Origin of the sequence: Candidatus Nanopelagicus abundans (genome assembly GCF_002288305.1) — a bacterium.
GTDB lineage: Bacteria > Actinomycetota > Actinomycetes > Nanopelagicales > Nanopelagicaceae > Nanopelagicus > Nanopelagicus abundans.
The window spans coordinates 919,372-944,295 of the sequence record NZ_CP016779.1; the positions used below are offsets into that span (position 1 = coordinate 919,372).

Genomic DNA, 24,924 nt, shown 5'->3' on the forward strand with positions numbered 1-24,924 from the left:
TAATGTGCCAGCAATAACCGTTCGCGATATCACTGTTCTGCCACGGGTTGTTGCTGATGCTAATTTGCGTCCACGCCGGGTCAAAAGTATTACCACCGCACCTCAAGGTCATGAGGGTGAAGGATTTCCAGTAAGGCGAGCATTTGCTGGTGTTGATTTAGCAGATTTAGATCCATTTATTCACTTAGATCAAATGGGTGAGGTTGAGTACGCACCAGGTGAACCAAAAGGAACTTCTTGGCACCCACATCGTGGATTTGAAACTGTAACTTACATAATCGATGGCATCTTTGATCATTATGACAACCATGGTGGTGGTGGAACTATTTCTGATGGTGACACACAATGGATGACAGCTGGTGCAGGCATATTACATATTGAAACTCCACCAGAACATTTAGTTGTTAGTGGTGGTTTATTTCATGGTTTTCAGCTTTGGGTAAATCTACCTGCTGCGAAAAAATGGTCACCGCCCGCCTATCAAAATTTGCATGCTTCAGATGTTGCACTTTTATCTTCAGGTGATGGTGGCGCTCTTCTTAGAGTTATAGCCGGTGAGGTTGCAGGATTTAATGGTCCTGGAACTACTCAAAGCCCAATCACATTAGTTCATGCAACACTGCAACCAGGTTCTCAATTGCGCTTGCCATGGAATCCTGCATATAACGCACTTGCTTATGTGTTAAATGGCTTTGGAACTGTTGGAGATGAGAAACATCCAATTAAAACTGGCCAACTAGTTACCTACCGCGATGGTGATCTAATTGTTATTTCAGCAGATCTAAACCAAGAGTCTCGTGCACCAAGCATGGATGTATTAATTTTGGGCGGATTACCAATTAAAGAACCAGTGGCTTGGATGGGTCCATTTGTTATGAATACAAAAGCAGAAGTGTTAAAAGCATTTGATGATTTTCAAAAGGGTGTATTAGGTATTGTGCCACCTGATTGGAATAAGGCTAATCGTCCATTAAGTAGAGATGGTATTGGTTATAAACTAGGCTCAGATATTAAGGGTGTACATGGAACCCCTGATGAGCTTCAAGAAACTAATAATTAAGCGCTGAGTTAATTGCTGCAATTGCAGCATCGAAACCTTTATCCTCTTTACTATCAGTAAATCCAGCACGATCTCTAGCTTGTTTTAGGGTATTACACATCAAAACTCCAAAGCCAATCGGTTTACCTCGCGATAGTGAAACTTGCATGATGCCATTTGTGACACCCTCGCAAATGTAATCAAAATGTGGCGTATCCCCTTTTAATACCAGACCGAGCACAACAACAACATCAACTCCGGAATCAAATAGTTTTTGTGCCGCAAGTGGTAATTCGAACGAACCTGAAACCTCATGATAAGTAACCTTTTTAACTTTATTTGCCACCAAAGCTCTTTTTGCTCCATCAATTAGAGCGCTGCAAATTTCAGGATGCCAACTAGCGCTAACTACTGCAACTTTTAACTTAGACGCATCTAGTGGTTTTTGTTTAGGTGACTTACCAGCCATTAAATCTCTCCTAGCGTGTGATGAAACATATTCTTTTTTGTTTGCAGATACTTCTTATTCAAAGGATTAACACTACCTCTGATTGGAGTTTGTTTAACACTTATCTCATTATTTGCCAGAGCTGAAACCTTATCTGGATTATTAGTTAGTAACTCAACACTTTCTATACCTAAATTTTTTAGTATCTCAACCGCATCTTCCCAATTTCGCATATCTGGTTCATGCCCCAACATGACATTAGCTTCCACGGTATCTACGCCAGAATCTTGGAGTTTATAGGCACGAATTTTTTCTGCTAGTCCAATACCCCTACCTTCATGACCGCGTAAATAAATTACCAATCCACTTCCAGCTTTTTCGATTTCTGCCATTGAAAGTTTTAGTTGCTCACCACAATCACAGCGCTTTGAAGCAAATACATCTCCAGTTAAACATTCTGAATGAATTCTTACCAGTAACTTCTGCTTAGTTATTTCACCAAAAGATAAAATAGCATGGGTGTGACCCATAGAACCATGTGAACTTGTGATTTTCCATTCTCCATTTGAAAGCGGCAATTGACTCCACTCAAAAGTTAATTTTTTACTTTCAGTATTTGTAATTTTCGGTAGCGGAACATTAACTAAATCTGAGATGCTAACTATTGGTATTCCGTGATTCTCACTAAATGCTTTTAATTCAGCGCCCTTCATCATCGTGCCATCATCATTGACAAGTTCGGCAATTACTCCGACTAGCTGATGCCCTGTAAGCATAGAGAGCACAACAGCTGCCTCAGTATGGCCAAGTCTTGATTTCAGTAAGTTCTTATGGGCAACTAATGGAAATATGTGGCCAGGTCTAATCAAATCAATACTCTTAGTTGTTGGTGAAGCCAAGGAAACAATTGTGCTTGCTCGTTCACTAGCACTAATTCCAGTCGTTAGTCCCACTTTATAGTCCACAGATACTGTAAAAGCAGTGGATTTCTTATCTTGATTATTTGCAACCATTTGCGGAAGTTGTAATTCTCGCGCCCTATCTTCCGTAAGTGCTACACAAATAACCCCTGATGTATAGCGAATCATGAATGCAATTTTCTCCTGGTCAGCAAATTCAGCTGCCATTACTAAATCAGCCTCATTTTCTCTGCCTTCATGATCTGTGACAATTACCATTTTACCTTCACGATAATCAGCTAATATTTGTGTTAAATCTTTAGACATCTCTACTCTTACTCTGCATTAATCGTTCAACATGCTTAGCTAGTAGATCAACCTCAACATTTAGTACATCACCAATTTTCTTATCTGCAAAATTAGTTTTTTCAAGAGTTTTAGGTATTAGCCAGACTGAAATTAAATCTTGGGCTACTTCTCCTACTGTTAGCGATACTCCGTCTAGGCATATCGACCCTTGGGCAACAATGTATTTAAGGAGGTCTGGTGAAACTTTTATTTGGATTTGAGTCCAATCCTTAGTAACAAGAGTTTTAGTTACAACAGCCACCGCATCTACATGGCCTTGTACGAAGTGCCCTCCAAATCTATCTGAAGCCAACATGGCTAATTCTAGGTTCACTAAATCGCTATTACTTAACTTACCAAGTGAGGTTAATTCCAGGGTTTTAATCATCACATCTGCTTCAAAACTAACAGTGTTTATTTTAGTTGCAGTAAGACATACGCCATTTACTGCAATTGAATCTCCAATATTTAGCTTACTTAGTACTTGGCCACAAGCAATCTCAATTTGTGCAAAATCCGTAAATCTAGTTATTTCTTTAACTTTTCCAACTTCTTGAATGATTCCTGTAAACATTATTTTCTACCAATCAACGTAACGCGCAAATCATTTCCTATTTGAGTAAAACTGTGAATCTGATAGTCCATTCGCTCACTTAATGAAGAAATATCTAAATCACCAACAAAAGAACTTCCGCTACCTAAAATTGAAGGAGCAATGTAAGCCACTATCTCATCAATTAACCCAAGTTTTAGTAATGCAGTTGCTAACTTTGGGCCAGATTCAATTAAAACTTGATTAATTTCAAGATCTGATAGCAGCTTAATTAGATCAGAGGTTTCATGACTTTTAAGAAAATGTGTAGGGGCAGACTCATCATTTAACTTATGACTGACAGGAATTTCACTCTTACCCATAACTATGCGAAGTGGTTGTCGGCTACCAGGATTGTGAGAATTTAAAGATGGATTATCAACTAGAGCGGTTCCAGTACCAATTAAAACTGCATCTGCCTGGCTTCGTAACTTGGAAACCTCATCCCTTGATTCAGCACTAGTTATCCATTTTGAACTTCCGTCTAATGCTGCAATCTTGCCATCTAATGTCATAGCAATTTTCCATGTGAAATACGGGCGCCCTATTTTAATCTTTTGTAGCCAATGTCTATTAGTAAATTCAACCTTCTCAGTTAAAACTCCACTAGTCACATTTAGCCCTGCTTCACGTAATTTTTTTGAACCGCCTTGTGCAACAGAATTAGGATCTGTTATGGAATAAATTACATTCTTAATGCCAGATTTAATTATTAAATCTGAACAGGGCTCAGTTTTACCTTGATGATTACAAGGTTCTAAAGTAGTAAATAGAGTTGCGCCAGGTGGAATTACTTTTATCGAATTTATTGCTTTAGATTCTGCATGTGCTCCACCGTTGTGAAATTCTTCGGCAATAACATTGTTATTTGAATCTATAATAATGCAACCAACTATTGGGTTTGGTGCTGTAAAGCCCAAGCCAAGTTTTGAAAGGTCATCGGCGCGCGACATAAGCGCTGACTGATCCATTTAATCCCCCCAATAGATAATCGGGGTACGCAAAAGAAATGACGTAATGAAAGCACGCCACTTACATACATCTTCTCTCATCCGGACTTTAACCGTCGGTTCTGGAATTTCACCAAATCCACCGCTAACTGGATGCCAGCGGGTCGCAGACTTTAACTGCCGGTTCGGAATTACACCGACCCCGAAAATGTAGGTTTAGTCTACCAATAGATTTTTGCCTTACAAATGCCACTGAGCGTAGATTTAAACTAGTTATTACTCAATCTCTTTAATAAGTTTGAATTCAGATGAAGAAAGTTGACCTTGTGAAGCATACAAATCTAATTTTGCCCTAGTGTCTTCAATATCTAGGTTTCTCATAGTCAGTTGCCCAATTCGATCAGCTGGCCCGAAAGCAGCGTCTGCAGTTTTCTCCATTGATAACTTCTCCGGTGAGTAAGAAAGATTTGCACCCTTGGTATTAATTATTGAGTAATCATCGCCTCGACGTAATCTAATTGTTACTGAGCCAGTAATTGTTGAAGCAACCCAGCTAGTTAGTGACTGGCGAAGCATTAGCGCTTGCGGATCAAACCAACGGCCTTCATATAACAATCTTCCTAGTTTGCGTCCCTGCTCATGATAAGAAGCGATTGTGTCTTCATTGTGAATAGCACTAACTAATCTTTCATATGCAATAAATAGCAACGCCATTCCGGGTGCTTCATAAATACCACGGCTCTTTGCTTCAATAATTCGATTTTCAATCTGGTCACTCATGCCAAGGCCATGGCGGCCGCCTATCGCATTAGCCTCTTTTATTAAAGCAACTGGATCTTTAATAGCTTTTGCATTAATAGAAACTGGTCGACCCTGCATAAACTCAATAGTTACATCTTCGCTATCAATTTTAACCGACTGATCCCAAAACTTAACTCCCATAATTGGCTCAACTATTTCAATATGTGAATCTAAGTTCTCAAGAGATTTTGCCTCATGGGTAGCGCCTAAAATATTTGCATCAGTGCTGTATGCCTTCTCAGTTGAGTCACGGTAGGGCAATTTATGATCGGTAAGCCACTTTGACATCTCTTTGCGCCCACCTAACTCATTTACAAAGTCTTTATCAAGCCATGGTTTATATATCTTAAGTTTTGGATTAGCTAATAAGCCATAACGATAGAAGCGTTCTATGTCGTTACCTTTATAGGTTGAACCATCACCCCAAATTAAAACATTATCAGCAAGCATTGCTCTAACAAGTAATGTTCCAGTTACTGCTCTACCAAGAGGAGTGGTATTAAAGTAAGTTTTTCCGGCAGTTGTTATATGAAAAGCTCCGCAAGCAAGGGCTGCTAAACCTTCTTCAACAAGTGCGCTTTTGCAATCAACTAAACGAGCAATTTCTGCGCCATACTCTTTTGCTCGAGTTGGAACAGTTTCGATATTTTTTTCATCATATTGACCAAGATCTGCGGTATATGTGCAAGGTGTTGCACCTTTACTTTTCATCCACGCAACCGCAACTGAAGTATCAAGTCCGCCACTAAATGCAATGCCAACCTTCTGGCCAACTGGCAGGGAAGAGAGAACTTTAGACATGGCTACAGTCTAACCTTTTGCCTTAAAACCCCGCTTGGTTTTATTCAAAAGTGTAAATAGTTTCTTCACTAATACACAATTCCTCTAATTTTGCCAAGACCCTCTGACCTAGTAATCACCGAATCAGATATTGGTAGTATTTAAAGGTGAAACTTAGAAGCGTATTTGCGACCGAAAATAGCAGAGTAAGAGCTATTTATTTATTACGCCTTGAATCCTTGATAATTTTAGGCCTGGTAATTTATCTTTTAGTGGCACCACTCATTTCTAAAGTTAATGCACCAGCAGCATTATCGGCTGAAATAATTTTTGGCTTACTAGCATCCATAGGACTTTGGGCATCTGCAAGTGGATTTAAACAAAAAAAATCATTTGGTAGAGCACCGGCTGTTTTAGCGAACCTAATTGCTTTAGGCGTCTCTTATTACATGATTACTGGAAAACTATTAATAGTTGGAATACCACTGGCAATACTTGCAGCAATTACTTTAATTTCATCAGCGCTTGGCTATCGAGAGTAATTACCAGTCAACTACTTGACGATCCTCCCAAAGTAATCCAGTTTTATCTTTCGCGGGATCAAACTCTCTAGTTGCTAACCAAATTGCAGTATCAGCACCTTCTTGCGCACTCCTTGGCGCGTCAGGGCCACCCATATCTGTTCGACAATGATTTGGGCAGATCGCATCCACTAAAAATCCACGCGCACCCAGTCCGGTTTCATATGAAAGATTTTTAACAAAAGCATTAACGCCAGCTTTGCTAATTCGATATGGCGCAAGACCGCCGTGTGTACCGGGCCCAGACATTCTGCCAAGACAAGCCGAGTAAACAATTACTCTTCCTTTACGCGCATCTGACATTGCTGGTGCTAGTTGATTAACTGCGGTAAAGACTGCATCTAAGTTAATTGATAATGTTCTGCGCCATTCTTCATCGGTGGTGCGAAGAGTTTTCGACATTTTCTCACTCATCACGCCATGAGCTAAAACTAAAATATCAAGAGTTTGAAAACCATTACTAGTTGCTTCTTCATTTATTTCAGTTAATACTTGGCGAAACTTTTTACTATCCGCCACATCTACTGCGCGAAAATTACATCCTAGTTTTTCAGCACTTTGCTGGGCCCGCACTTCATCTTTACCAATTATGTATACAGATATTCCGGCTGCAATTAAACCTTTAGCGGTTTCAAATCCAAGACCCCTAGATCCCCCAGTTACTATTGCCCACTTCTTTTCATCACTCATGGGCGCAACCATGCCGTTATTAGCCTTTACTTTCCAGCCTTTTAACTGTGCTGATGGCCACTTTCACTTACGATAGAGCCTACTTGTTTAGCCAAGCCGGTGTGGGAGTTAAGATTAACCTGTTGCAACAATCTTGATCAGATCAAAATTAGGGAGTTATAAGTGAGCCAAGCCGGAGCTAATACCCCCGCTAATCACTTTGGCGGCTCCTTTGGTCCTAATGAGTGGTTAGTGCAGGAGATGTATGAGAGGTATCAAAGTGACCCATCTTCGGTTGATAAATCTTGGTGGGAATTTTTCGCAGATTATAAAGGGACACCAAGTTTAAATAATTCGGTAAAAAGTGGCACCCCACCAATTCCAAAATCACAATTAGCAAAGCCTGTACCACCTGCGCCAGTAGCAAAATCTGAGGTTATTACGCCGGAAGTGATCAAGCCAGTTATAGAAAAAAATGTAACACCTGTAAAAACTTCTACCACAACTATTAAGCCAGCTGATCCTGTTGTTAAACCAATTCCAACATTAGCAACTCCAGGTGCTGCCACTGTTGAACCTTTGCGTGGTGTAGCAGCAAGGGTTGTGCAATCAATGGAGGGTTCACTCTCTGTTCCAACTGCGACAAGTGTTCGAGTTGTTCCTGCAAAATTAATGATTGATAATCGAACTGTTATTAATAATCATTTAAAGCGTGGTCGAGGTGGAAAGGTTTCATTTACACACTTAATTGGTTATGCCATGGTTAAAGCCATTAGATCAATGCCTGAAATGAATACCTTTTTTACAGATTTGGACGGAAAGCCTGCAATTGGTCATCCAGAACATATTAATTTAGGTATCGCAATTGATTTAGCAAAAGCAGATGGCTCCCGCCAATTATTAGTTCCATCGATTAAAGGTTGTGAGGGTCTAGATTTTGCCCAATTTTGGTCAGCATATGAAGATATCGTGCGCAAGGCTAGAGCAGGTTCACTAACTGTTGAAGATTTTGCTGGTACAACAATCTCGCTCACAAATCCTGGAACTATCGGAACTGTTCACTCCGTGCCAAGGCTGGTGCAAGGCCAAGGTTTAATACTTGGAGTTGGATCACTTGATTACCCAGCAGAGTTTCATGGCGCAAATGAACAAGCTCTTGCTGATCTAGCTATTAGTAAGGTCGTAACAATTACTAGTACTTACGATCATAGAATTATTCAGGGTGCTCAATCTGGTGAATTTCTGCGCAGGATTCATGAAATTTTACTTGGTGAAGAAAACTTCTACGATGAAATCTTTGAAGCACTTCGAATTCCTTATGTTCCAATCCGCTGGGTTGTTGACATACAGTTTGATAAAGATGATGATGTTAGTAAGACTGCTCGGGTTCAAAAACTAATTGATGCTTACCGCACAACTGGGCATTTAATGGCAGATGTTGAGCCATTATCTTATGTTCAAAGGTCGCACCCTGATTTAGATGTTGTTTCCCATGGATTATCGCTCTGGGATTTAGATCGTGAGTTTGCAACTGGTGGCTTTGGTGGAAAGTCCTTTATGAAGCTGCGCAGAATTTTAGGTGTGCTCCGTGATTCATACTGTCGCACAATTGGTGTGGAGTATATGTATATTGCAAATCCAGATGAGCGCAAATGGATGCAGGAGCGAATGGAAGTTGGTGCACCAAGGACTCCCCGTGATGAACAGTTAAGGATTCTACGTAAGTTAAACAGTGCCGAGGCTTTTGAAACATTTTTGCAGACAAAGTATGTTGGTCAGAAGAGATTCTCTTTAGAAGGTGGTGAGTCTGTAATCCCAGTATTAGATGCAATGATTTCAGCAGCTGCTGATGCTGGTTTAGATGAGGTTTGTGTTGGTATGCCGCACAGAGGCCGATTAAATATATTAGCAAATATTGCAGGTAAATCTTATGGGCAAATATTCCAAGAGTTTGAAGGAAATTATCATGATAACGAAGTTCATGGTTCAGGAGATGTTAAATACCATTTGGGAACAAAGGGAACTTTTGTATCAGAGTCAGGTGCTAAAACTAAGATTTATTTAGCTGCTAACCCATCGCATTTAGAAGCGGTTAATCCAGTACTAGAAGGAATTGTTAGAGCCAAGCAAGATAAATTAAGGGTAGCTGCTGGTGATACCACTATTGATGAGCAAACCACATACCCAGTAATGCCAATACTTCTACATGGTGATGCTGCATTTGCCGGTCAAGGAGTTGTTTCAGAAACACTCTCACTCTCACTTCTTAAAGGTTATAGAACTGGTGGAACTATTCATATTATTGTTAACAATCAGGTTGGGTTTACAACTTCACCTAGTGCAGCAAGATCTTCAACATATTCAACTGATATTGCAAAGATGATCCAGTCTCCTGTATTTCATGTTAATGGTGATGATCCTGAGGCTTGCGTGCGGGTTGCTAGAATCGCATTTGAATACCGTCAGACATTTAATAAAGATGTAGTGATAGACATGATTTGCTACCGTCGCCGTGGTCATAATGAAGGCGATGAGCCAAGCTTTACTCAACCACTTATGTATAAATTAATTGATGCTAAGAGATCAACTCGAAAGTTATATACCGAGGCACTTATTGGGCGTGGAGATATTACTGTTGAAGAAGCTGAAGAAGTATTGCGCGATTATCAACAACAATTAGAAGGAGTATTTACCTCTGTTCATAATACTGAACCAGAAAGTGATCCAAGTTGGCGCCCACCAGTGGTGCCAGCACCAGCGACAGTTAATACATCAGTAGCTGAGGATCAGCTTCGTAAGATTGCCTTAACACAATCATCAATGCCAGTTGAGTTCACGGTACATCCAAAATTATTGCCTCAATTACTTAAGCGGGTTGAGATGTTAGATGAATCTACAGTTGATTGGGCAACTGGAGAGATGTTTGCATTTGGTTCATTATTACTAGATGGTCATCCAATTCGAATGAGTGGACAAGATGTTCGCCGTGGCACATTTAGCAACCGTCATGCTGTAATTATTGATAAAGAAAACGGTAAAGAGTTATTCCCACTTCGCTCACTAGTTAAAGATCCAAATCAATTTCATATCTATGATTCATTACTTTCTGAGTACGCGGTAATGGGCTTTGAATATGGTTACTCCGTTGAGCGTGATAACGCCTTAGTAGTTTGGGAAGCACAGTTTGGTGACTTTGCTAATGGTGCTCAGACAGTTATTGATGAATTTATATCATCTGCACTTCAAAAATGGGGTGAGCGTTCATCAGTAGTTCTGCTACTGCCACATGGCTATGAAGGACAAGGGCCTGATCATTCATCTGGGCGCATTGAAAGATTTTTAGCACTATGTGCTGAACAAAATATGACAGTTGCTCAACCATCTACGCCGGCTTCTTATTTCCACCTACTTCGCTGGCATATGAAAAATCCGGCTCGTCGACCATTAATTGTTTTTGAACCGAAATCGATGCTTAGGTTAAAGGCTGCTGCAAGTGGGCTAAAAGATTTCACAACTGGAACATTTAAACCATTTATACCTGATGACAAAGTTGTTAATACCACACGTTTAATTTTTACCTCTGGAAAAGTTTATTACGATTTAATTGCAGAGCGTGAAAAATTAGGTGAGCACTCAACAGCGATCGCAAGAGTTGAGCAGTTATATCCTCTTCCAATCGAGGAGATGATTGCTGAAGCAAAGAAGCATCCAAAAGCAACATTACTTTGGGTTCAAGATGAACCAGCTAACCAGGGTCCGTGGCCATACATTGCTCTTACAGCATCTGAAGCTTTTGTTGCTCATGAAGAATTATCTGGTAGAAGTATTCGCAGAGTTTCAAGACGGGCTACTGCAAGCCCTGCAACTGGTAATCACCATCTGCATGAAGAGGAAGAAAAAGCATTAATGACAGAGGCGTTTACTCGCTAATTATCCTTTTCGGTATCTAAGTAAAACCTTGCCAACAAACTTATCCCCTTCTAGCCATCCCCAGCTTCTTGAATCATTGCTTTCTTTGCTATCACCTTCAACCCAGTACCTAGTAATACCGTGTTCCATTCGAGTTTCTTTCAAACGCTTTAACAAATTAACGCCTTCTCGATTGGGGTCCTGTATTAGGTAAACCTGGCCAATCAATAAGGTGTGCCGTTGACCACTTAATGAACGAATAAACAAGAAATCTCCCTGGTTATAGGCAGGCGACATTGAATTTCCCGAAACTACCACTGTGCTAAACCCGAACATGAAGAGTATTCTCCCACTAATAAATAGTTTATTTTAAACCAAGGAGAGAAAATGCTCGATTCATTACTTAAGTTAATTACTCCAAAAGAGAGCGTATACGCCCACTGCGATCTACCTTGTGGCGTTTATGACCCAGCGCAAGCAAAGATAGAGGCACAATCTGTTAAGGCTTGTATGGAGAAGTACGCAAGTAGCAGTGATCCTGATTTTAAATCACGGGCGGTTGCAATTAAAGAAGTGCGATCTGAATTAGTTAAGCACCACTTATGGGTTTTGTGGACAGATTACTTCAAACCAAACCATTTTGAGGCACATCCACAGCTTCACACTTTATTTAATGAGGCAACCAAACTTGCTGGTGCTGGTGGCAGTAAGGGCACGAATGATGTTGCGGTTGCAGATAAATTAATTAAGAAAATTGATGAAATTTCTGAAATATTTTGGGCAACTAAAAAGTAAGTAGATTACATGTAGCTAGTGGCTTACAAATTTAAGCTGCTAGCTACTTTTTTTTCACTAACAGATACTCCTTTTTCAGCCATCATGGTTTCAGCGGCAACTCTTGCCATAAATGAAACTCGTTCAACAAATTTACGAGTTATTAGGCCAGTTGCAATTAATCTGGCAACTTGATGGACTTCAACCTCAAATTTAAGAATATTTTCATCAAGTCCTAGGCACCGAGCAGTTGCATGTATTTCAATTCCTACACCAGCGGCGCCGGATATATCTACTTGCGAACTGGTAGTTATAGTGGTCTCACCAAAATCTAAAAACTCAATTATTGCAGTACTACATGCGCTCTCCATTAGAGATAACAATTGATTTGAACCAACAACTGGTAAATCATTTACTCCTTGCGCAACTGATGTGTCGCCAGGACGAATAGTCATAGTTGCCATACCAATTACACCAATGACTTGTTCAGCTTTCATAATCACAAGGCTAGTGATTAAGTAATTACTCCAGCGGGAACTGCCTGCGGATTTCGCTAGTTATTTCGATTTGTGTCGTACCTTCTGCGCTGATTTCCGTATAAGTTGTTTGGGTATAGGTAATTTCTGTGACTTCCTGGGAATCACCTTCCTGCATCATTTGGTTGTAAAGATCTTGAGTCTGCTGATTAATCCGATTACATAACTCCTCTGGAGCTGATTCAATAAGAGAATTACACAAAAGATTCTTCATTAAAGTAAGTGTGGCATCTTCGCGTTCCATATAAGTCCGACATGATGGGCATTGACCAAAATGAATTTCAACAGCACTTAATTCTTGAGTGTCAAAGATTTCATGATCAATATAAAGCACGATATTTGGTAAAACTTGCTCGCAAGGAATTAAATCGTTTTGATTAAAGTTCACTTTTGATCACCTACTTTATCTTTACCATACCCACGGTCTTTGGCGTACTGAGTAAGTGAAGCTCTTAATAATTTTCGACCACGATGCAATCGAGACATAACTGTTCCAGTTGGAACACCCATAATTTCTGCAACCTCTTTATACGCAAATCCTTCAACGTCAGATAAATAAACAGCCATTCGAAATTCTTCTGGCATTTGAGCTAACGCATCTTTAATATCTTTATCTGCGATGTTTTCAAGTACTTCATCTTCTGCAGATTTTCCTTGATCACTTGTGTGTGATGAAGCCTTTGCAATTTGCCAATCTTCTATCTCACCATTGGAGATTTGTGGCCTTCGCTGATCTTTACGATAATTATTTATAAATGTTGTCGTAAGAATACGATAGAGCCATGCTTTTAAATTTGTACCAGGCTCAAATTGATGAAAACTTGTAAAAGCTTTTGCATATGTATCTTGAACTAAATCTTGAGCATCATGAGAATTCTTTGTATAGCGAAGTGCAGCTCCATAAAGTTGTGAAGTGAAAACTAGAGCATCTTTTTCGAACCTCGCCTTGCGCTGGGCTAAGGTTTCTTTCTCTCGGTTAACTACCGCCGGTAATAAATCTTCATTACTCATTTGGGACAAGGCTACCTCGAATGACGTTTTGGGCATGGGATCATATTTTTTATTTTGGCTAACACTAGAACGCAGCGCATGCATAGATATAAAACCTGCTGCCTACCCAATTTATTCCCGCCAACCACCGGCTTACCCCGCTTAAAAGCCTAATCTGCTTAAGTAGGCGGAAGGTAGACTGGGACATATGACTAATTGGAATGCGCCATTTCGAAGTAAGTTAACTTCATCTGCGCCAAACCCAATTAATTCTAGGGTGGTTATTCCAGGATCTAAATCAGTAACAAATAGAGCTCTGATTCTTGCTGCAATTGCTAAAACTCCATCAAGGTTACGCAAGCCACTTTCTTCTCGAGATACCGATCTAATGGTTAAAGGATTGCACGCACTAGGTTGTGAGATCGATGAAATAAAAACTGATGATGGGTTTGATTATCAAATTACACCGAAAAAACTAACTGGACCTACCCAAATCGAGGTTGGTAATGCAGGAACTGTGATGCGTTTTCTGCCACCAATTGCTTGCCTTGCAAATGGATTAATTCATTTTGACGGTGACGCCAGATCGCATGAGCGACCACTTGCGCCAGTGATAAGTGCACTTGAGCAATTAGGAGTTTCAATTGAGCACAATAATAAGTATCGCTTACCAATAACAATTAATGGGTCTGGTGGAGTAAAAGGCGGATTAGTTGAAATAGATGCAAGTGCATCTAGTCAATTTGTTTCAGCCTTACTTCTACTTGGGCCAGCAACAGAGCAAGGAATAACTGTTAAACACACCGGTGCATCACTACCATCGATGCCACATATTGAAATGACTATTCAAATGATACGAGCATTTGGTGGACAGGTTGAAGTAAATAAAAATAGTTGGATTGTTAAATCCGGTGAATTAATTGGCCAGGACTTGGTAATTGAACCTGATTTATCAAATGCAGCGCCCTTTATGGCAGCTGCAATGATTTGTGGTGGAAGTATTGAAATAGCAGATTGGCCAAAATTAACAACACAACCTGGTGATCAACTTCGAGATATATTTAAAAAAATGGGAGCAAAAATTGAACAAACTAATTCAGGTTTAAAAATTAGTGGAACCGGAAATGTAGTCGGCATAGATATAGATCTTCATGATGTTGGTGAGTTAACACCATCAATAGCAGCACTAGCTTGCTTAGCAGATACTCCTTCTACGCTTAGAGGTATCGCTCACCTACGACTACATGAAACAGATCGACTCAGCGCACTTGCTACTGAAATAAATAATCTTGGTGGCTCTGTAACTGAAGGTCCAGGTGAGTTACTAATTAAGCCGGCCATACTTAAATCATCACAAATTTTTAAAAGTTATGAGGACCATCGAATGGCGACAGCTGGCGCAATAATCGGATTAGCTGTTGAAGGTGTAGTTGTAGAAAATATTGAAACAACTAAGAAAACACTGCCTAATTTTCCTAGTATGTGGCAGGGAATGCTTAATGGTTAGGCAAAAGAAAAATTGGGATGAAGATGATGTTCGAATCAATAAATCACGACAGTTCGGCTCAAGCAATAAGACAAGGCCAAGAACTAAAGACCGTCCGGATTACTCAAAGGCTCAAAGTGCAACCATAATTGAAGTTGATAGAGGTCGTGTTCAATGTTTAATTGAATCTGGTGCTAATAAAACAATTATTACTGCTATGAAGGCTCGTGAACTTGGCAAAAAATCAGTAGTAGTTGGTGATTTGGTTTCAGTGGTCGGAGATATATCAGGTACAGAAGGCTCACTCGCTCGAGTGGTGTCAGTTTTAGCAAGAAAAAATTCACTTACAAGAACCATAGATGATCATGCAAATGATGAAAGAGTAATCGTGGCAAATGTCGACCAGATAGCAATTGTAATTGCTACAACTAATCCAGAACCGCGGGAAGGTTTTGTCGATCGAGCCTTAGTGGTTGCATATGACCAAGGGATTGAGCCAATCATAATTATGACTAAACAGGATCTTGCTAATGGCGATGAATTTTTAGAAACTTACAAAGATCTTGAAATCAAGGTTTTTAAGATTGATAAATCATCAGATTTAGGAAAATTACAGAAAACTTTAGCCAACAAAATTACAGTTCTAATTGGTCACTCAGGTGTTGGTAAATCCACGCTAGTTAACAACCTATTGGAAAGTTCGAAAAACAAATCAGTTGCTGTTGGTGATGATTCTAAGCATCGTGCTACTGGTGATGTTAATGAGGTAACTGGTAGGGGTCGCCATACTTCTTCGAGTGCAATTGCACTTCCACTTTCTTCTTCATTTGATGGTGAAAATTTTGGTTGGATTATTGATACTCCTGGCGTTAGATCATTTGGAATCGCTCATATTCAGCCCTCAAGAGTTATTTCAGCATTTCCTGAATTTACTAAAGCAATTTCACACTGCCCAAAAAACTGCTCACACAATGAAGCAACTTGTGCATTAAATGATTGGCCAGGCTTCACAAACCAAAATTTGGCAAGGCTTGAAAGCCTGCGCAGAGTGTTATCAGTTGAATAAGAAAAGAAGAGTAATCTGACCACTATGAGTTCGGTAATCGCCCAAAATGAGGTTAAAAGTCGGCAGGTAGATCTACATCTAACTGGTATGACTTGCTCTTCATGTGTTAGCACTATTGAAGGCGCCTTAAATAAAGTACCAGGTGTTAAAGCTGTAGTTAATCTTGCGATGGAATCAGCGCATGTAATTGCGCCAATAAACATCTCAGAACAAGATTTAATAACAGCAGTGAGTAAGTCTGGATATAAGGCAAGTGCATTTAAGGGTGAGCGTGAATCATTTGAAAAATCTAATCGCCTTGGAGTTAGAGTATTTCTAACCCTACTTTTAACCGCCCCAGTGATCTTAATTTCTATGTTTCATAGTTGGCATGAACAAATAGATAAGCAACTTAGTAGTTCACTTGATCAAGTGAATAACTTATTAAATAATCTCGGAATTTCTCTCGTTATTGGATACCCGATAGCACCGATTACAACCTGGTTCCTAATCGGACTATCGATTCCTGTTGTAAGTATTCTCGCCTGGCCTATTCATCGAGCTGCAATAAAAAATCTTAAAAACCCAACAATGGACACACTTATATCTCTTGGATCATTAATTTCACTTGGTTGGAGTATTTACTCAGCAGCAACATATCAAATCAATAGCCAGATGATGCCATTAATTTATGTTGAGGTTTCATCTGCAGTTATTTTCTTTGTAATGTTAGGCCGTTATCTTGAGTACCGTGCAAAGCGAAAAGCTGGATCAGCCCTATCACACCTGTTTAAATTAGCTGCAGCTCAGGTGGAGGTTAAAAGATCTGATCGAAATGAAATAATTCCAATAGATCAATTATTAGTTGGTGATATTTTTATTGTTAAACCTGGTGAGGTAATTGCAACTGATGGGCAAGTTATTTCAGGGTTTAGCACAATTAATAACGCATTTCTGACTGGTGAGGTAGTACCGGTTGAAATTTCTGTTAATAGCTTAGTTTTTGCTGGAGCAATTAATAACAACGGAAACTTAGTTGTAAGGGCACTGCGAATAGGATCTGATACTGAACTAGCAAGAATTACTAGAATGGTTTTAGCTGCTCAAATAGAAAAAGCTCCGGTACAGCAATTAGCAGATCGGATAAGCAGAGTTTTTGTTCCAGTCGTATTAATCCTTGCAATTGCTACTTTTTTAACTTGGTACCTAACAGGAACAGATATAACTCTTTCAATTACAGCCGCAGTTTCAGTACTGGTCATAGCCTGCCCATGTGCGCTTGGCTTAGCAACTCCAATTGCGCTACTAGTTGCCTCTGGTAAAGCAGCAAAATCTGGCATAGTAATTAGATCACCTAGATCTATTGAAAAAGCTGTTGGTATAACTGATGTGGTTTTTGATAAAACCGGAACGATAACAAGTGGACAAATGGTTTTACAGCAGATGGTTTTGATAAATAACCCTCTATCAACGCCCGCTACCGCCATAGCTGCTTCTGAATTAATGAGTTATGCATTAACTCTTGAGAGTATGGATTCACACCCAATCGCCTCTGCAATTGCTAATTCACTTTCAAAACAAGGTGTAACTGCATTTACTGCAACTGAATTTGAACATACCCCTGGGTCTGGCGTTGCAGCTAGAGTGCAATCCTTAAACTCATCTGATGCTAAAGCTGTTCTAATCGGCTCACCACTTTCAATCGCGCGTAGCACAACTGAATTTTCACCTGAATTAAATAAAGCCATTGAATCAGCTACCGCGCGAGCAAACTCAGTCGCAGTTTTAGCAATTGATGGCTTGGCTTATGGCGTCTTTGAAGTTGGTGATCAGGTAAAGCCTGAAGCTAAAGCTGCAATTGATGAATTGCATTCATCTAGTATCAATACTTGGTTAGTTACTGGTGATAGTGAATCTGCTGCTATCTCTATCGGCTCTGAAGTTGGCATACCAATTGATCACATATTTGCATCAGCTTCGCCATCAGACAAGCTTGAATTTGTAACAAAACTTCAAGAAAATGGAAAAGTATTAATGATTGGTGATGGCATAAATGATGCTGCTGCTATTGCAAAAGCTGATTTGAGCATTGCAATTGGATCCGGAACTGACATTGCAATCGCTGCTGCCGATATCACATTGATTAGACCATCTCTGCTTGCAGCACTAGATGCAATAGAAATTTCTAAAAAGACTGTCAGGGTTATTAAATCAAACTTAGGCTGGGCATTTTTATATAACTTAGTTGGTATTCCAATTGCCGCTAGCGGAAATCTATCTCCAATGTATGCAGCAGCTGCCATGTCAGCATCTTCATTATTTGTAGTTTTAAACAGCTTACGTATTAAATAAATTTGGTAGCGGGGGCAGGATTTGAACCTACGACCTCTGGGTTATGAGCCCAGCGAGCTACCGAGCTGCTCCACCCCGCGTCGGTAATTAAATCTTAGAGCAGTATGGCAATTTACCCAAATGGGTTGATTTATTTATCTGTTTTGCGCGGAAATTAATGCAGCGATTGCAGCTTTAACTCGTGCTCTAGCTTTATCTTCAGCAGCACCATCTAAACGCTTTTGTGCTGCTTCTAAATCTGCATATGCTGATTGCAAAGAAGCAATTGCAGATTTAATTGCTTGACTACTACCAGTGCCATCTTTTGTTGGAGTATCGGACTGGTTATTTGTGACAGTTGTACCTGCACTACCACCAAATACTTGATCAAGAGCACCTTGCAGAGTTTCACTAAATCCAATTTGATCACCAAATGAAACTAGTACTTTTTGTAATAGTGGGTAGGCAGCGGTATTTCCAGTTGCTCGCACATAAACTGGTTGCACATATAGCAAACCATTACCGACTGGCAAAGTTAATAAGTTTCCAAGAACTACATCAGCGCCACCTTGGCGAAGTAGTGATAGTGAGGTTGCAACATCAGGTTTTGCTTCAAAATTAGATGAAACCTGTGATGGGCCTGCGATATTTGTAGAACGAGGAAGTTGTAAAACGGTGATCTTTCCGTAATCATCTCTGGCATCTGAATTAACAACTGCTAGTGCAGTTAAGTTTTCACGCCCACCACGTGGCACAAATGGCGTATACAAGGAGAAGGTTGGTTTCTTTTGACCTGGAATCTGCATGGTTAAGTAATAAGGTGGCTGATTTCCGGAATTTGATCCAAAGCTAGATGGATCAAGTGGTACACGCCAAAAGTCTTGACCACCATAAAACGCGTCTGCTGTTTTCACATGGTAAGCACTTAAAATATCGCGTTGAACTTTAAACATGTCCTCTGGATATCTTATGTGTGAAAGTAGGTCTGGGGAGATTTCACTCTTTGGCTTAACGCTATTTGGAAACGCTTTGCTCCATGTGGCTAATACTGGATCAGCCTCGTCCCACTGGTACAGGGTTACGGTGCCATCGTAGGCATCTACAGTGGCTTTGACAGAGTTGCGAATGTAATTAACGTCTTGGTTAGCTAATGTAGAAACAGCATTTGACCTAACAGCAAGTGCATCTGCGGTATTAGCTAAATTTACTTTTCTAGAGTTTGGATATCCAGCACTTGTCGTATAGCCATCAATTATCCATAAGATCTTGCCGTCAACAATTGTAGGGTATGGATCTCCATCTAAAGTGAGCCATGGAGCAACTTTTGCGACCCGAACTCGGGGATTTCGATCAAATAAAATCTTAGATTCAGAATTAATTAAATTAGATAAAACAATTCTCTGCTCTTGATATTTAATTGCAAATAGCAAGCGTGAGAAAATGGAACCCATTGGCACGCCGCCTTTGCCGGTATAGGTGTAATTCTTTTGACCATTTGCAGATTTATCATCTGGGTAATCTAATTCAACTGGATCACTTGTTGCTGGTCCACCAATAATTGAGTAATCAGGAACATTTTCACCAAAATAAACTCGTGGTTCAAACTCGCCTAATCCTTTTGTAGGTGGGATATCCCCAACAGTAAATGATGGTTTTCCATCTGCATCCACTGCGTTTCCATAAGCTCCAACCATTCCAAATCCATGAGTGTATACAAGGTGATCATTAATCCAATTTCGAGATGGATTGCCTTCAATATTTAACTCACGAACTGAAACCACCATATCTCGCTCTTTACCATTAATCACGTAGCGATCAATATCTAGTGAGTCAGCAAAACTATAGTAAGGCTTAATTTGTTGAAGTTGTCTAAAGGTTGCTGACAAAACATTTGGATCCATCAAGCGAATATTGGCAATAGTTGCAGCGTCATTTGCTAGCTGACCAGCTGATGTAGACACGGTGGCTTGATAATCAATTACTTCAACATCATCTATACCGTAAGCAAGGCGAGTTGCATCAATATTCTTTTGAATAAACGGCGCCTCTTTTGTTGATTCAGATGGCTTAACTTGGAATTGCTGAATCGCTGCTGGGTAAACACCAGCAATTAAAACTGATGCAATCACCATAAGCGCTACACCTGCTGTAGGCAGTAGCCATGATTTGCGAATTATGTTGGCAAAAAATAGCAATGAACATACTGCTGCAATTGCTGCCAGAATTGATTTAGCTGGCAATAATGCATTTACATCGCTATAGGTAAGACCAGTAATTAATCTGCCCTCTTTTAAAGTTAATGCATAGCGATCAAACCAGTATGCAACAGATTTAAGTAACACAAGTAGCCCAAGTAAAATTGAGAGCTGAACTCTGGCGGTAACTGTAGTTCGATCTTCTTTAACCTGAGTACGAATGCCACCGTAAATATAGTGAACTGCCGCAGAGGCAAGAATTGCCAAAACTATTGTTGATATACCCCAACCAATTAATGATTGCCACATTGGTAGTTTAAAAGCGAAAAATGAAACATCTTTACCAAATTGTGGATCAACTACGCCAAACTCTGTTGCATTTCTAAATAGTAACCACTCTTGCCAAAGCCTAGTTGCTGAACTTCCTGCAAAATAAAAAAGGACTAGAAATATTCCAATCCCGACAAATTTACGAACTGGTTCTAATTGTGCGCGGTAGCGCTCTAAATTATCTGCTTCAACTGCAACTGGCACATACATCGGACGGCGGCGAAAAGCGATATAAATATTTGCCGTAATAAAGGCTGCAGTTACTAATCCAAAACCGATAAACAAATACGCCTTGGTAAATAAAGTTGTTTGCCAAACATTTACAAAATCTACAGATCTAAACCAGAGTAAATCAGCATAGAAACCGCTAAGTGAAACTAAAACACTCGCTAAAATAAATAGAACTACAAAAGTAATAGTCAGTGGACTAATTCGCCGGCGGCCACCACCTTGATTTTTAAAGGGATTTGGGAAATTACCTCCAAAGCCCGATCCACCAAATGGGTTGTTGTTTCTATTAAAACCGCCACCGCCAAAGCCGGAAGAACTCATGCGCAGATCTTATCTATTATTGAAAAGTATCCAAACAGCTTGGATACTTGGCGCCCGCTGGCAGTTTAAGTACAGATATCGCCTCATTAAGTGTGGCGACGGGCACAATTTTCATCACCTTTTTATCACTACTACTAGCCACCTTTTCCTCATTAGCGATATCACTACAGTTTTCAATTGGAGTTAAAAATAACTCAACCCCAGCTTTTTTCGCTCCAATAATTTTCTCAGCAATTCCTCCGATTGGGCCAACTCTGCCATCGGTAGTAATCGTTCCAGTGCCAGCGATATTTCGATAACGAACTAAATCTTGCGAAGTTAATTTATCAACAATACCAAGAGCAAAAATTAAGCCACCACTTGGCCCACCGGTCTCTGCTAATTTAATTTTCACATCAAATGGGAAATCAAATTGAGATTGAATGTTAATGCCAATAAATGCTGATCCGTCATCTCTAGCGGATAGTTTTATTTCTCGACTAATAATCTCTTTACCTGCCCGCAGCACCTTTATCGAAATCAAATCCCCTGGCTTTTTTTGATCCAAATAATCCATAATCTGTGCTGAAGAGTCATAGATTTTATTATTAACTGAGATAATTTGATCTCCTGCCACAAAATTTCCAACGACATTACTTTTCTTATTAACTTCAACAATCACTAACGTAGCTTCGTTTTTATAGCCTAAGTGATCAAGGGCTGCAGCAGTTGCATTTATTTGTGAACCAGACATCTCATCGGCGCCGATTTTGACAGACTCAGCAGCGCTTTCACCCTCAGGATAAACCTGCGCCCGCGGTAGTACTACTCGGTTTTTATCTATCCAGCCATATAAAACATCAAATCCAGTTATATAAGAATCTGGATCAGTAACTAATACTGAGGTAACAGATAATTTTCCGGTAGTGGGATAAACCTTCGTTCCTGAAATAGTTATAGCTGAGCCTAAAATATTTTGTGGATTTCCTGGTGAAAGGATTACATAAGGAGAAGGCAGGAAGAAGGCGGCAATTATTAATAAAATAAAAATTAACCTACTAGGAGTAGGCAGAGTTGGTTTTACTGGAAGTAGGGATTTCATCGTGGGGCTTAAGCGTATTACTTTTTATATTTAAAGGTGCTTTGAAACTTCTTAAAACTATTTACTGAGCGGTTAGTTTCATTATCAAATTTTTTCTTATATTTAGTGACCCAGACCCCATAAATAATTGCACCTAGTACCGCCCCGATTGGAATCACCCACCAGATGAGGGCAGTGAAGGCAGTTGAGTTCATACAGGTAATCCTAATGAACGGGGAAGAAAAAGCATGGCATTATTGTTATCTAGGCATCAGATATCTTTAGGTCAACTGGTTAGAAGGTGAGTTAAGAAAATGGGTTTTGGATTTGGCCCTAATGATGGGCAACCAGATTTTGAGGCGCTGCTTAAGCAGTTCTCAGAAATGGGAGTTGATGCTAATACCCTTGCTGGTGCTAAGTCATTTTTAGAAAATATGCAATCGCCTAATGAACAAAATTTAATTACCGTTGCAGCAATTAGAGAAACAGCAAAACAAATAATTACCGCAAAGGGTGACCTGCCAATTGGCCAATCTGATCAACAAAAACTAAGTGAATCGTTAAAAATTGCTAATACTTGGTTAGATACCGAGATACTTTTCCCAGCATCAACTCTTCCAACGCAGAGTGCATGTTCAAAGCGTGATTGGCTTGATAACACTGTTTCTAGTTGGCAGCACCTATTTGAACCGCTGGCGCTAGGGATGGGTGATGCGCTCTCTAGTGTGATATCTAGTACCTCATCTGCTCTACCTACTGAGTTTATGGGCTCTGAAAACAACAGCCCGGCGCAACAAGAAATGATGAAGGCTATGTTTGCGCGGCTTCTTCGCGGTTTTATGGGCAGTTTAATTGCAACTCAACTTGGCCAAGGTGTTGGACTTCTAGCTAATTCAATCACTGGCGCAAATGATGTGGCAATCCCCCTACAAAATGGCGCAGAGGTAGCTCATTTAATTCCACAAAACATAGCGCAATGGTCAGATGGCCTTGGAATTGATCCAGAACAGGTTGGTATTTATTTATCACTAAGGGAAGCAGCTGCGGCTCGCTTATTTGCTAATAATAAATGGTTATCAAAATATATCCAAGATGTGATCACTGCCTATGGCAAGGGGATAAGTATTGATGTTGAATCAATTACTCGCCAAGCTGAAGAGGCGATGGCAAGTGGTGAGATTGATATCAATAATCCAAATGCAATTAATATTGCTTTAAATTCTGGATTATTCACACCTCAACAAACACCAGCTCAAGAGCTAGCATTAACTAAATTAGAGATGGCGCTGGCATTAATTGAAGGTTGGATTGATCATGTAATTTCTGAAGTAGCGAGTGAGCGGATGCCAGCATTTAATGCATTAATTGAAAACTCACGCAGAAGGCGGGCTACTAACTCACCAATGCAACAGATATTTGCAACTTTACTAGCGCTAGAGGTTTCGCCAAGAAAAATGCGCGAAGCATCTGCATTTTGGAGTGAGGTAAAACAATTACGGGGTACTGATGGCCGCGATAAATGTTGGCAAGATGCTGCATTCTTGCCAATGCCAGATGATTTAAAAGATGTAAAGGCATTTTTAGATAGCGTAACTGTCCCAGATGATCTTTCTGGGTTGCTTTAAAGCTCTAGATAAAAAAGCGAAATCCCCGGGCGCTCATTTCTTATCTGCCTTCCCCTTGCAGATACGAAACAGTTATCCGAGGACTTCGTGGCGCTAACCTATGTGAATCAAAGGTGAGAATCAACTTAAAAAGGTGTTTCTAAGAAGTAAATTTTAATAATATTTTTCACCTATCCTATTAATTTCCCGCTTAGAAAAAATTATTAAAACCACACGGGCATAGATCATGGGCAAGGGGTGGCTAGGCGCGTAAAATTTGCATGTGCTCTGTGGATTAATCTGTGGAGATAACCACAATTATGGTGGATAAGTAGAGGTTATGGTGGATAACTTTGAACAACAAATCCTTTTTACAGATATTTTGCCCACCGTGTCTGAAATCTCTGCGCGTAAGAAAAAACTTGAGGCAAATCTGCCACCTCACCTACCAGCGTATCGAGTAATTCGCAAAGAACGGCGGCGAAGAAGTGCCTCGGCCTATCGCCAGGGTGGGGTAATTGAGATTCATATCCCAGCCAAGATGAGTAGGCGCCAGGAGATTGAAATAATTCCTGAGATGATCTCTATGGTGCTGCGCCGTGAGGCCCGCGAGCGCAAAACCGATCTACAGCTCATGCAAATTGGTATTGAACTACTAACCCAGTACCTGCCTGAATTTGATACTCATCCCGCCAGTATTAATTGGCGCAATATGAATGAGCGCTGGGGCTCCTGCACCACAGTTGATAAAACTATTCGAATCTCAGATCGATTAGTTGGCTCACCTTCCTATGTTTTAAATTACATAATTTTTCATGAGCTAATTCATTTACAAGTTCCAAACCATGACAGTGATTTCTATAATTATTTAGGCAGATATACCGAAGCAGCAAAAGCTGAGGCCTTTTTAGAGGGCTTTGAACTTGGTTGCCAAAGTAGTGGATCTGGAGTGATACCGGCGGTAAATATCTAGTTTTGCCCTTTTTCTTCACTTTCCAAATAATA

22 protein-coding genes, 1 tRNA gene and 1 riboswitch are annotated in these 24,924 nt (G+C 40.1%); of the genes, 9 read left to right on the forward strand and 14 right to left on the reverse strand.

Annotated features, from left to right (window positions below):
• Positions 1-4 precede the first annotated feature (4 nt).
• Positions 5-1,060 (forward strand): pirin family protein, encoded by a 1,056-nt coding sequence (locus B1sIIB91_RS04795; RefSeq protein ID WP_095688463.1) that lies wholly within the window; start codon positions 5-7, stop codon positions 1,058-1,060.
• Here B1sIIB91_RS04795 and ribH read toward each other — a convergent pair.
• The 5 genes from ribH to argG form a co-directional block, all read right to left on the reverse strand.
• Positions 1,050-1,508 (reverse strand): 6,7-dimethyl-8-ribityllumazine synthase, encoded by a 459-nt coding sequence (gene ribH / locus B1sIIB91_RS04800; RefSeq protein WP_095688464.1) that lies wholly within the window; start codon positions 1,506-1,508, stop codon positions 1,050-1,052. The genes B1sIIB91_RS04795 and ribH overlap by 11 nt on opposite strands.
• Positions 1,508-2,713, reverse strand: coding sequence for a 3,4-dihydroxy-2-butanone-4-phosphate synthase (gene ribB / locus B1sIIB91_RS04805; RefSeq protein WP_095688465.1), 1,206 nt, complete (start codon positions 2,711-2,713; stop codon positions 1,508-1,510). Before ribB ends, ribH begins: the two co-directional genes overlap by 1 nt.
• Entirely contained in the window at positions 2,706-3,308 is a 603-nt protein-coding gene (locus B1sIIB91_RS04810; protein ID WP_095688466.1) for a riboflavin synthase, read from the reverse strand. The genes ribB and B1sIIB91_RS04810 overlap by 8 nt, the downstream gene beginning before the upstream one ends.
• The gene (gene ribD / locus B1sIIB91_RS04815; protein ID WP_095688467.1) at positions 3,308-4,297 is read right to left on the reverse strand and encodes a bifunctional diaminohydroxyphosphoribosylaminopyrimidine deaminase/5-amino-6-(5-phosphoribosylamino)uracil reductase RibD; all 990 of its coding nucleotides are present in this window, start codon (positions 4,295-4,297) and stop codon (positions 3,308-3,310) included. The genes B1sIIB91_RS04810 and ribD overlap by 1 nt, the downstream gene beginning before the upstream one ends.
• Before the next feature lie 65 nt (positions 4,298-4,362).
• Positions 4,363-4,490: riboswitch (FMN riboswitch) on the reverse strand.
• Between the two features lie 62 nt (positions 4,491-4,552).
• On the reverse strand, positions 4,553-5,878 hold the full coding sequence (gene argG / locus B1sIIB91_RS04820) for an argininosuccinate synthase (RefSeq protein ID WP_095688468.1): 1,326 nt from the start codon (positions 5,876-5,878) through the stop codon (positions 4,553-4,555).
• Positions 5,879-6,129: 251 nt separating this feature from the next.
• On the opposite strand from argG, the gene B1sIIB91_RS04825 reads away from it, so the two are divergent.
• Complete coding sequence (locus B1sIIB91_RS04825; protein WP_223298585.1) at positions 6,130-6,399, forward strand: hypothetical protein; 270 nt, start codon at positions 6,130-6,132, stop codon at positions 6,397-6,399.
• On the opposite strand, the gene B1sIIB91_RS04830 is transcribed toward B1sIIB91_RS04825, so the two are convergent.
• Entirely contained in the window at positions 6,400-7,128 is a 729-nt protein-coding gene (locus tag B1sIIB91_RS04830) for an SDR family NAD(P)-dependent oxidoreductase (RefSeq protein WP_026185902.1), read from the reverse strand.
• A 162-nt stretch (positions 7,129-7,290) separates the two neighbouring features.
• Between B1sIIB91_RS04830 and B1sIIB91_RS04835 the strand changes: the two genes are divergently transcribed.
• The gene (locus B1sIIB91_RS04835; RefSeq protein ID WP_095688470.1) at positions 7,291-11,037 is read left to right on the forward strand and encodes a multifunctional oxoglutarate decarboxylase/oxoglutarate dehydrogenase thiamine pyrophosphate-binding subunit/dihydrolipoyllysine-residue succinyltransferase subunit; all 3,747 of its coding nucleotides are present in this window, start codon (positions 7,291-7,293) and stop codon (positions 11,035-11,037) included.
• On the opposite strand, the gene B1sIIB91_RS06125 is transcribed toward B1sIIB91_RS04835, so the two are convergent.
• Positions 11,038-11,352 (reverse strand): S26 family signal peptidase, encoded by a 315-nt coding sequence (locus B1sIIB91_RS06125; RefSeq protein ID WP_095688471.1) that lies wholly within the window; start codon positions 11,350-11,352, stop codon positions 11,038-11,040. It lies immediately after the preceding gene.
• Between the two features lie 51 nt (positions 11,353-11,403).
• Here B1sIIB91_RS06125 and sodN point away from each other — a divergent pair, with 51 nt between their 5' ends.
• Positions 11,404-11,811 (forward strand): superoxide dismutase, Ni, encoded by a 408-nt coding sequence (gene sodN / locus B1sIIB91_RS04845; RefSeq protein ID WP_018226707.1) that lies wholly within the window; start codon positions 11,404-11,406, stop codon positions 11,809-11,811.
• A gap of 23 nt (positions 11,812-11,834) precedes the next feature.
• Here the strand turns inward: sodN and B1sIIB91_RS04850 are convergent, their stop codons facing one another.
• The 3 genes from B1sIIB91_RS04850 to B1sIIB91_RS04860 are packed head-to-tail and all read right to left on the reverse strand — an operon-like array spanning position 11,835 to position 13,337.
• On the reverse strand, positions 11,835-12,287 hold the full coding sequence (locus B1sIIB91_RS04850; protein ID WP_095688472.1) for a thioesterase family protein: 453 nt from the start codon (positions 12,285-12,287) through the stop codon (positions 11,835-11,837).
• 25 nt (positions 12,288-12,312) lie between these two features.
• Entirely contained in the window at positions 12,313-12,714 is a 402-nt protein-coding gene (locus B1sIIB91_RS04855) for an anti-sigma factor family protein (protein ID WP_095688473.1), read from the reverse strand.
• On the reverse strand, positions 12,711-13,337 hold the full coding sequence (locus B1sIIB91_RS04860; RefSeq protein WP_095688474.1) for a sigma-70 family RNA polymerase sigma factor: 627 nt from the start codon (positions 13,335-13,337) through the stop codon (positions 12,711-12,713). Before B1sIIB91_RS04860 ends, B1sIIB91_RS04855 begins: the two co-directional genes overlap by 4 nt.
• Positions 13,338-13,524: 187 nt before the next feature.
• Here B1sIIB91_RS04860 and aroA point away from each other — a divergent pair, with 187 nt between their 5' ends.
• The 3 genes from aroA to B1sIIB91_RS04875 are packed head-to-tail and all read left to right on the forward strand — an operon-like array spanning position 13,525 to position 18,199.
• The gene (gene aroA / locus B1sIIB91_RS04865) at positions 13,525-14,823 is read left to right on the forward strand and encodes a 3-phosphoshikimate 1-carboxyvinyltransferase (protein ID WP_095688475.1); all 1,299 of its coding nucleotides are present in this window, start codon (positions 13,525-13,527) and stop codon (positions 14,821-14,823) included.
• Positions 14,816-15,868, forward strand: a complete 1,053-nt coding sequence (rsgA, locus tag B1sIIB91_RS04870) for a ribosome small subunit-dependent GTPase A (protein WP_095688476.1) — start codon at positions 14,816-14,818, stop codon at positions 15,866-15,868. The genes aroA and rsgA overlap by 8 nt, the downstream gene beginning before the upstream one ends.
• A gap of 24 nt (positions 15,869-15,892) precedes the next feature.
• Complete coding sequence (locus B1sIIB91_RS04875) at positions 15,893-18,199, forward strand: heavy metal translocating P-type ATPase (protein ID WP_095688477.1); 2,307 nt, start codon at positions 15,893-15,895, stop codon at positions 18,197-18,199.
• A gap of 3 nt (positions 18,200-18,202) precedes the next feature.
• Here the strand turns inward: B1sIIB91_RS04875 and B1sIIB91_RS04880 are convergent.
• From B1sIIB91_RS04880 to B1sIIB91_RS06065, 4 genes are all read right to left on the reverse strand, one after another.
• A tRNA-Met gene (locus B1sIIB91_RS04880) sits at positions 18,203-18,279 on the reverse strand.
• A gap of 54 nt (positions 18,280-18,333) precedes the next feature.
• Complete coding sequence (locus tag B1sIIB91_RS04885; protein ID WP_095688478.1) at positions 18,334-21,255, reverse strand: UPF0182 family membrane protein; 2,922 nt, start codon at positions 21,253-21,255, stop codon at positions 18,334-18,336.
• 16 nt (positions 21,256-21,271) lie between these two features.
• Positions 21,272-22,336: a YlbL family protein gene (locus tag B1sIIB91_RS04890; RefSeq protein ID WP_095688479.1), complete on the reverse strand. Its 1,065-nt coding sequence runs from the start codon at positions 22,334-22,336 to the stop codon at positions 21,272-21,274.
• A 17-nt stretch (positions 22,337-22,353) separates the two neighbouring features.
• Positions 22,354-22,530: a hypothetical protein gene (locus B1sIIB91_RS06065; RefSeq protein WP_190279166.1), complete on the reverse strand. Its 177-nt coding sequence runs from the start codon at positions 22,528-22,530 to the stop codon at positions 22,354-22,356.
• Positions 22,531-22,629: 99 nt separating this feature from the next.
• Here B1sIIB91_RS06065 and B1sIIB91_RS04895 point away from each other — a divergent pair, with 99 nt between their 5' ends.
• Positions 22,630-23,940: a zinc-dependent metalloprotease gene (locus tag B1sIIB91_RS04895; RefSeq protein ID WP_095688480.1), complete on the forward strand. Its 1,311-nt coding sequence runs from the start codon at positions 22,630-22,632 to the stop codon at positions 23,938-23,940.
• Between the two features lie 319 nt (positions 23,941-24,259).
• The gene (locus B1sIIB91_RS04900; RefSeq protein WP_223298586.1) at positions 24,260-24,892 is read left to right on the forward strand and encodes a M48 metallopeptidase family protein; all 633 of its coding nucleotides are present in this window, start codon (positions 24,260-24,262) and stop codon (positions 24,890-24,892) included.
• Positions 24,893-24,924: the final 32 nt, after the last annotated feature.

What these genes read in the sequence shown, in the direction of transcription:
- ribH (WP_095688464.1), bottom strand. Translation starts at nt 1,508, where the DNA reads ATGGCTGGTAAGTCACCTAAACAAAAACCACTAGATGCGTCTAAGTTA.
- ribB (WP_095688465.1), bottom strand. Translation starts at nt 2,713, where the DNA reads ATGTCTAAAGATTTAACACAAATATTAGCTGATTATCGTGAAGGTAAA.
- B1sIIB91_RS04810 (WP_095688466.1), bottom strand. Translation starts at nt 3,308, where the DNA reads ATGTTTACAGGAATCATTCAAGAAGTTGGAAAAGTTAAAGAAATAACT.
- ribD (WP_095688467.1), bottom strand. Translation starts at nt 4,297, where the DNA reads ATGGATCAGTCAGCGCTTATGTCGCGCGCCGATGACCTTTCAAAACTT.
- argG (WP_095688468.1), bottom strand. Translation starts at nt 5,878, where the DNA reads ATGTCTAAAGTTCTCTCTTCCCTGCCAGTTGGCCAGAAGGTTGGCATT.
- B1sIIB91_RS04830 (WP_026185902.1), bottom strand. Translation starts at nt 7,128, where the DNA reads ATGAGTGATGAAAAGAAGTGGGCAATAGTAACTGGGGGATCTAGGGGT.
- B1sIIB91_RS06125 (WP_095688471.1), bottom strand. Translation starts at nt 11,352, where the DNA reads ATGTTCGGGTTTAGCACAGTGGTAGTTTCGGGAAATTCAATGTCGCCT.
- sodN (WP_018226707.1), top strand. Translation starts at nt 11,404, where the DNA reads ATGCTCGATTCATTACTTAAGTTAATTACTCCAAAAGAGAGCGTATAC.
- B1sIIB91_RS04850 (WP_095688472.1), bottom strand. Translation starts at nt 12,287, where the DNA reads ATGAAAGCTGAACAAGTCATTGGTGTAATTGGTATGGCAACTATGACT.
- B1sIIB91_RS04860 (WP_095688474.1), bottom strand. Translation starts at nt 13,337, where the DNA reads ATGAGTAATGAAGATTTATTACCGGCGGTAGTTAACCGAGAGAAAGAA.
- aroA (WP_095688475.1), top strand. Translation starts at nt 13,525, where the DNA reads ATGACTAATTGGAATGCGCCATTTCGAAGTAAGTTAACTTCATCTGCG.
- rsgA (WP_095688476.1), top strand. Translation starts at nt 14,816, where the DNA reads ATGGTTAGGCAAAAGAAAAATTGGGATGAAGATGATGTTCGAATCAAT.
- B1sIIB91_RS04875 (WP_095688477.1), top strand. Translation starts at nt 15,893, where the DNA reads ATGAGTTCGGTAATCGCCCAAAATGAGGTTAAAAGTCGGCAGGTAGAT.
- B1sIIB91_RS04885 (WP_095688478.1), bottom strand. Translation starts at nt 21,255, where the DNA reads ATGAGTTCTTCCGGCTTTGGCGGTGGCGGTTTTAATAGAAACAACAAC.
- B1sIIB91_RS04890 (WP_095688479.1), bottom strand. Translation starts at nt 22,336, where the DNA reads ATGAAATCCCTACTTCCAGTAAAACCAACTCTGCCTACTCCTAGTAGG.
- B1sIIB91_RS06065 (WP_190279166.1), bottom strand. Translation starts at nt 22,530, where the DNA reads ATGAACTCAACTGCCTTCACTGCCCTCATCTGGTGGGTGATTCCAATC.
- B1sIIB91_RS04895 (WP_095688480.1), top strand. Translation starts at nt 22,630, where the DNA reads ATGGGTTTTGGATTTGGCCCTAATGATGGGCAACCAGATTTTGAGGCG.
- B1sIIB91_RS04900 (WP_223298586.1), top strand. Translation starts at nt 24,260, where the DNA reads ATGGTGGATAACTTTGAACAACAAATCCTTTTTACAGATATTTTGCCC.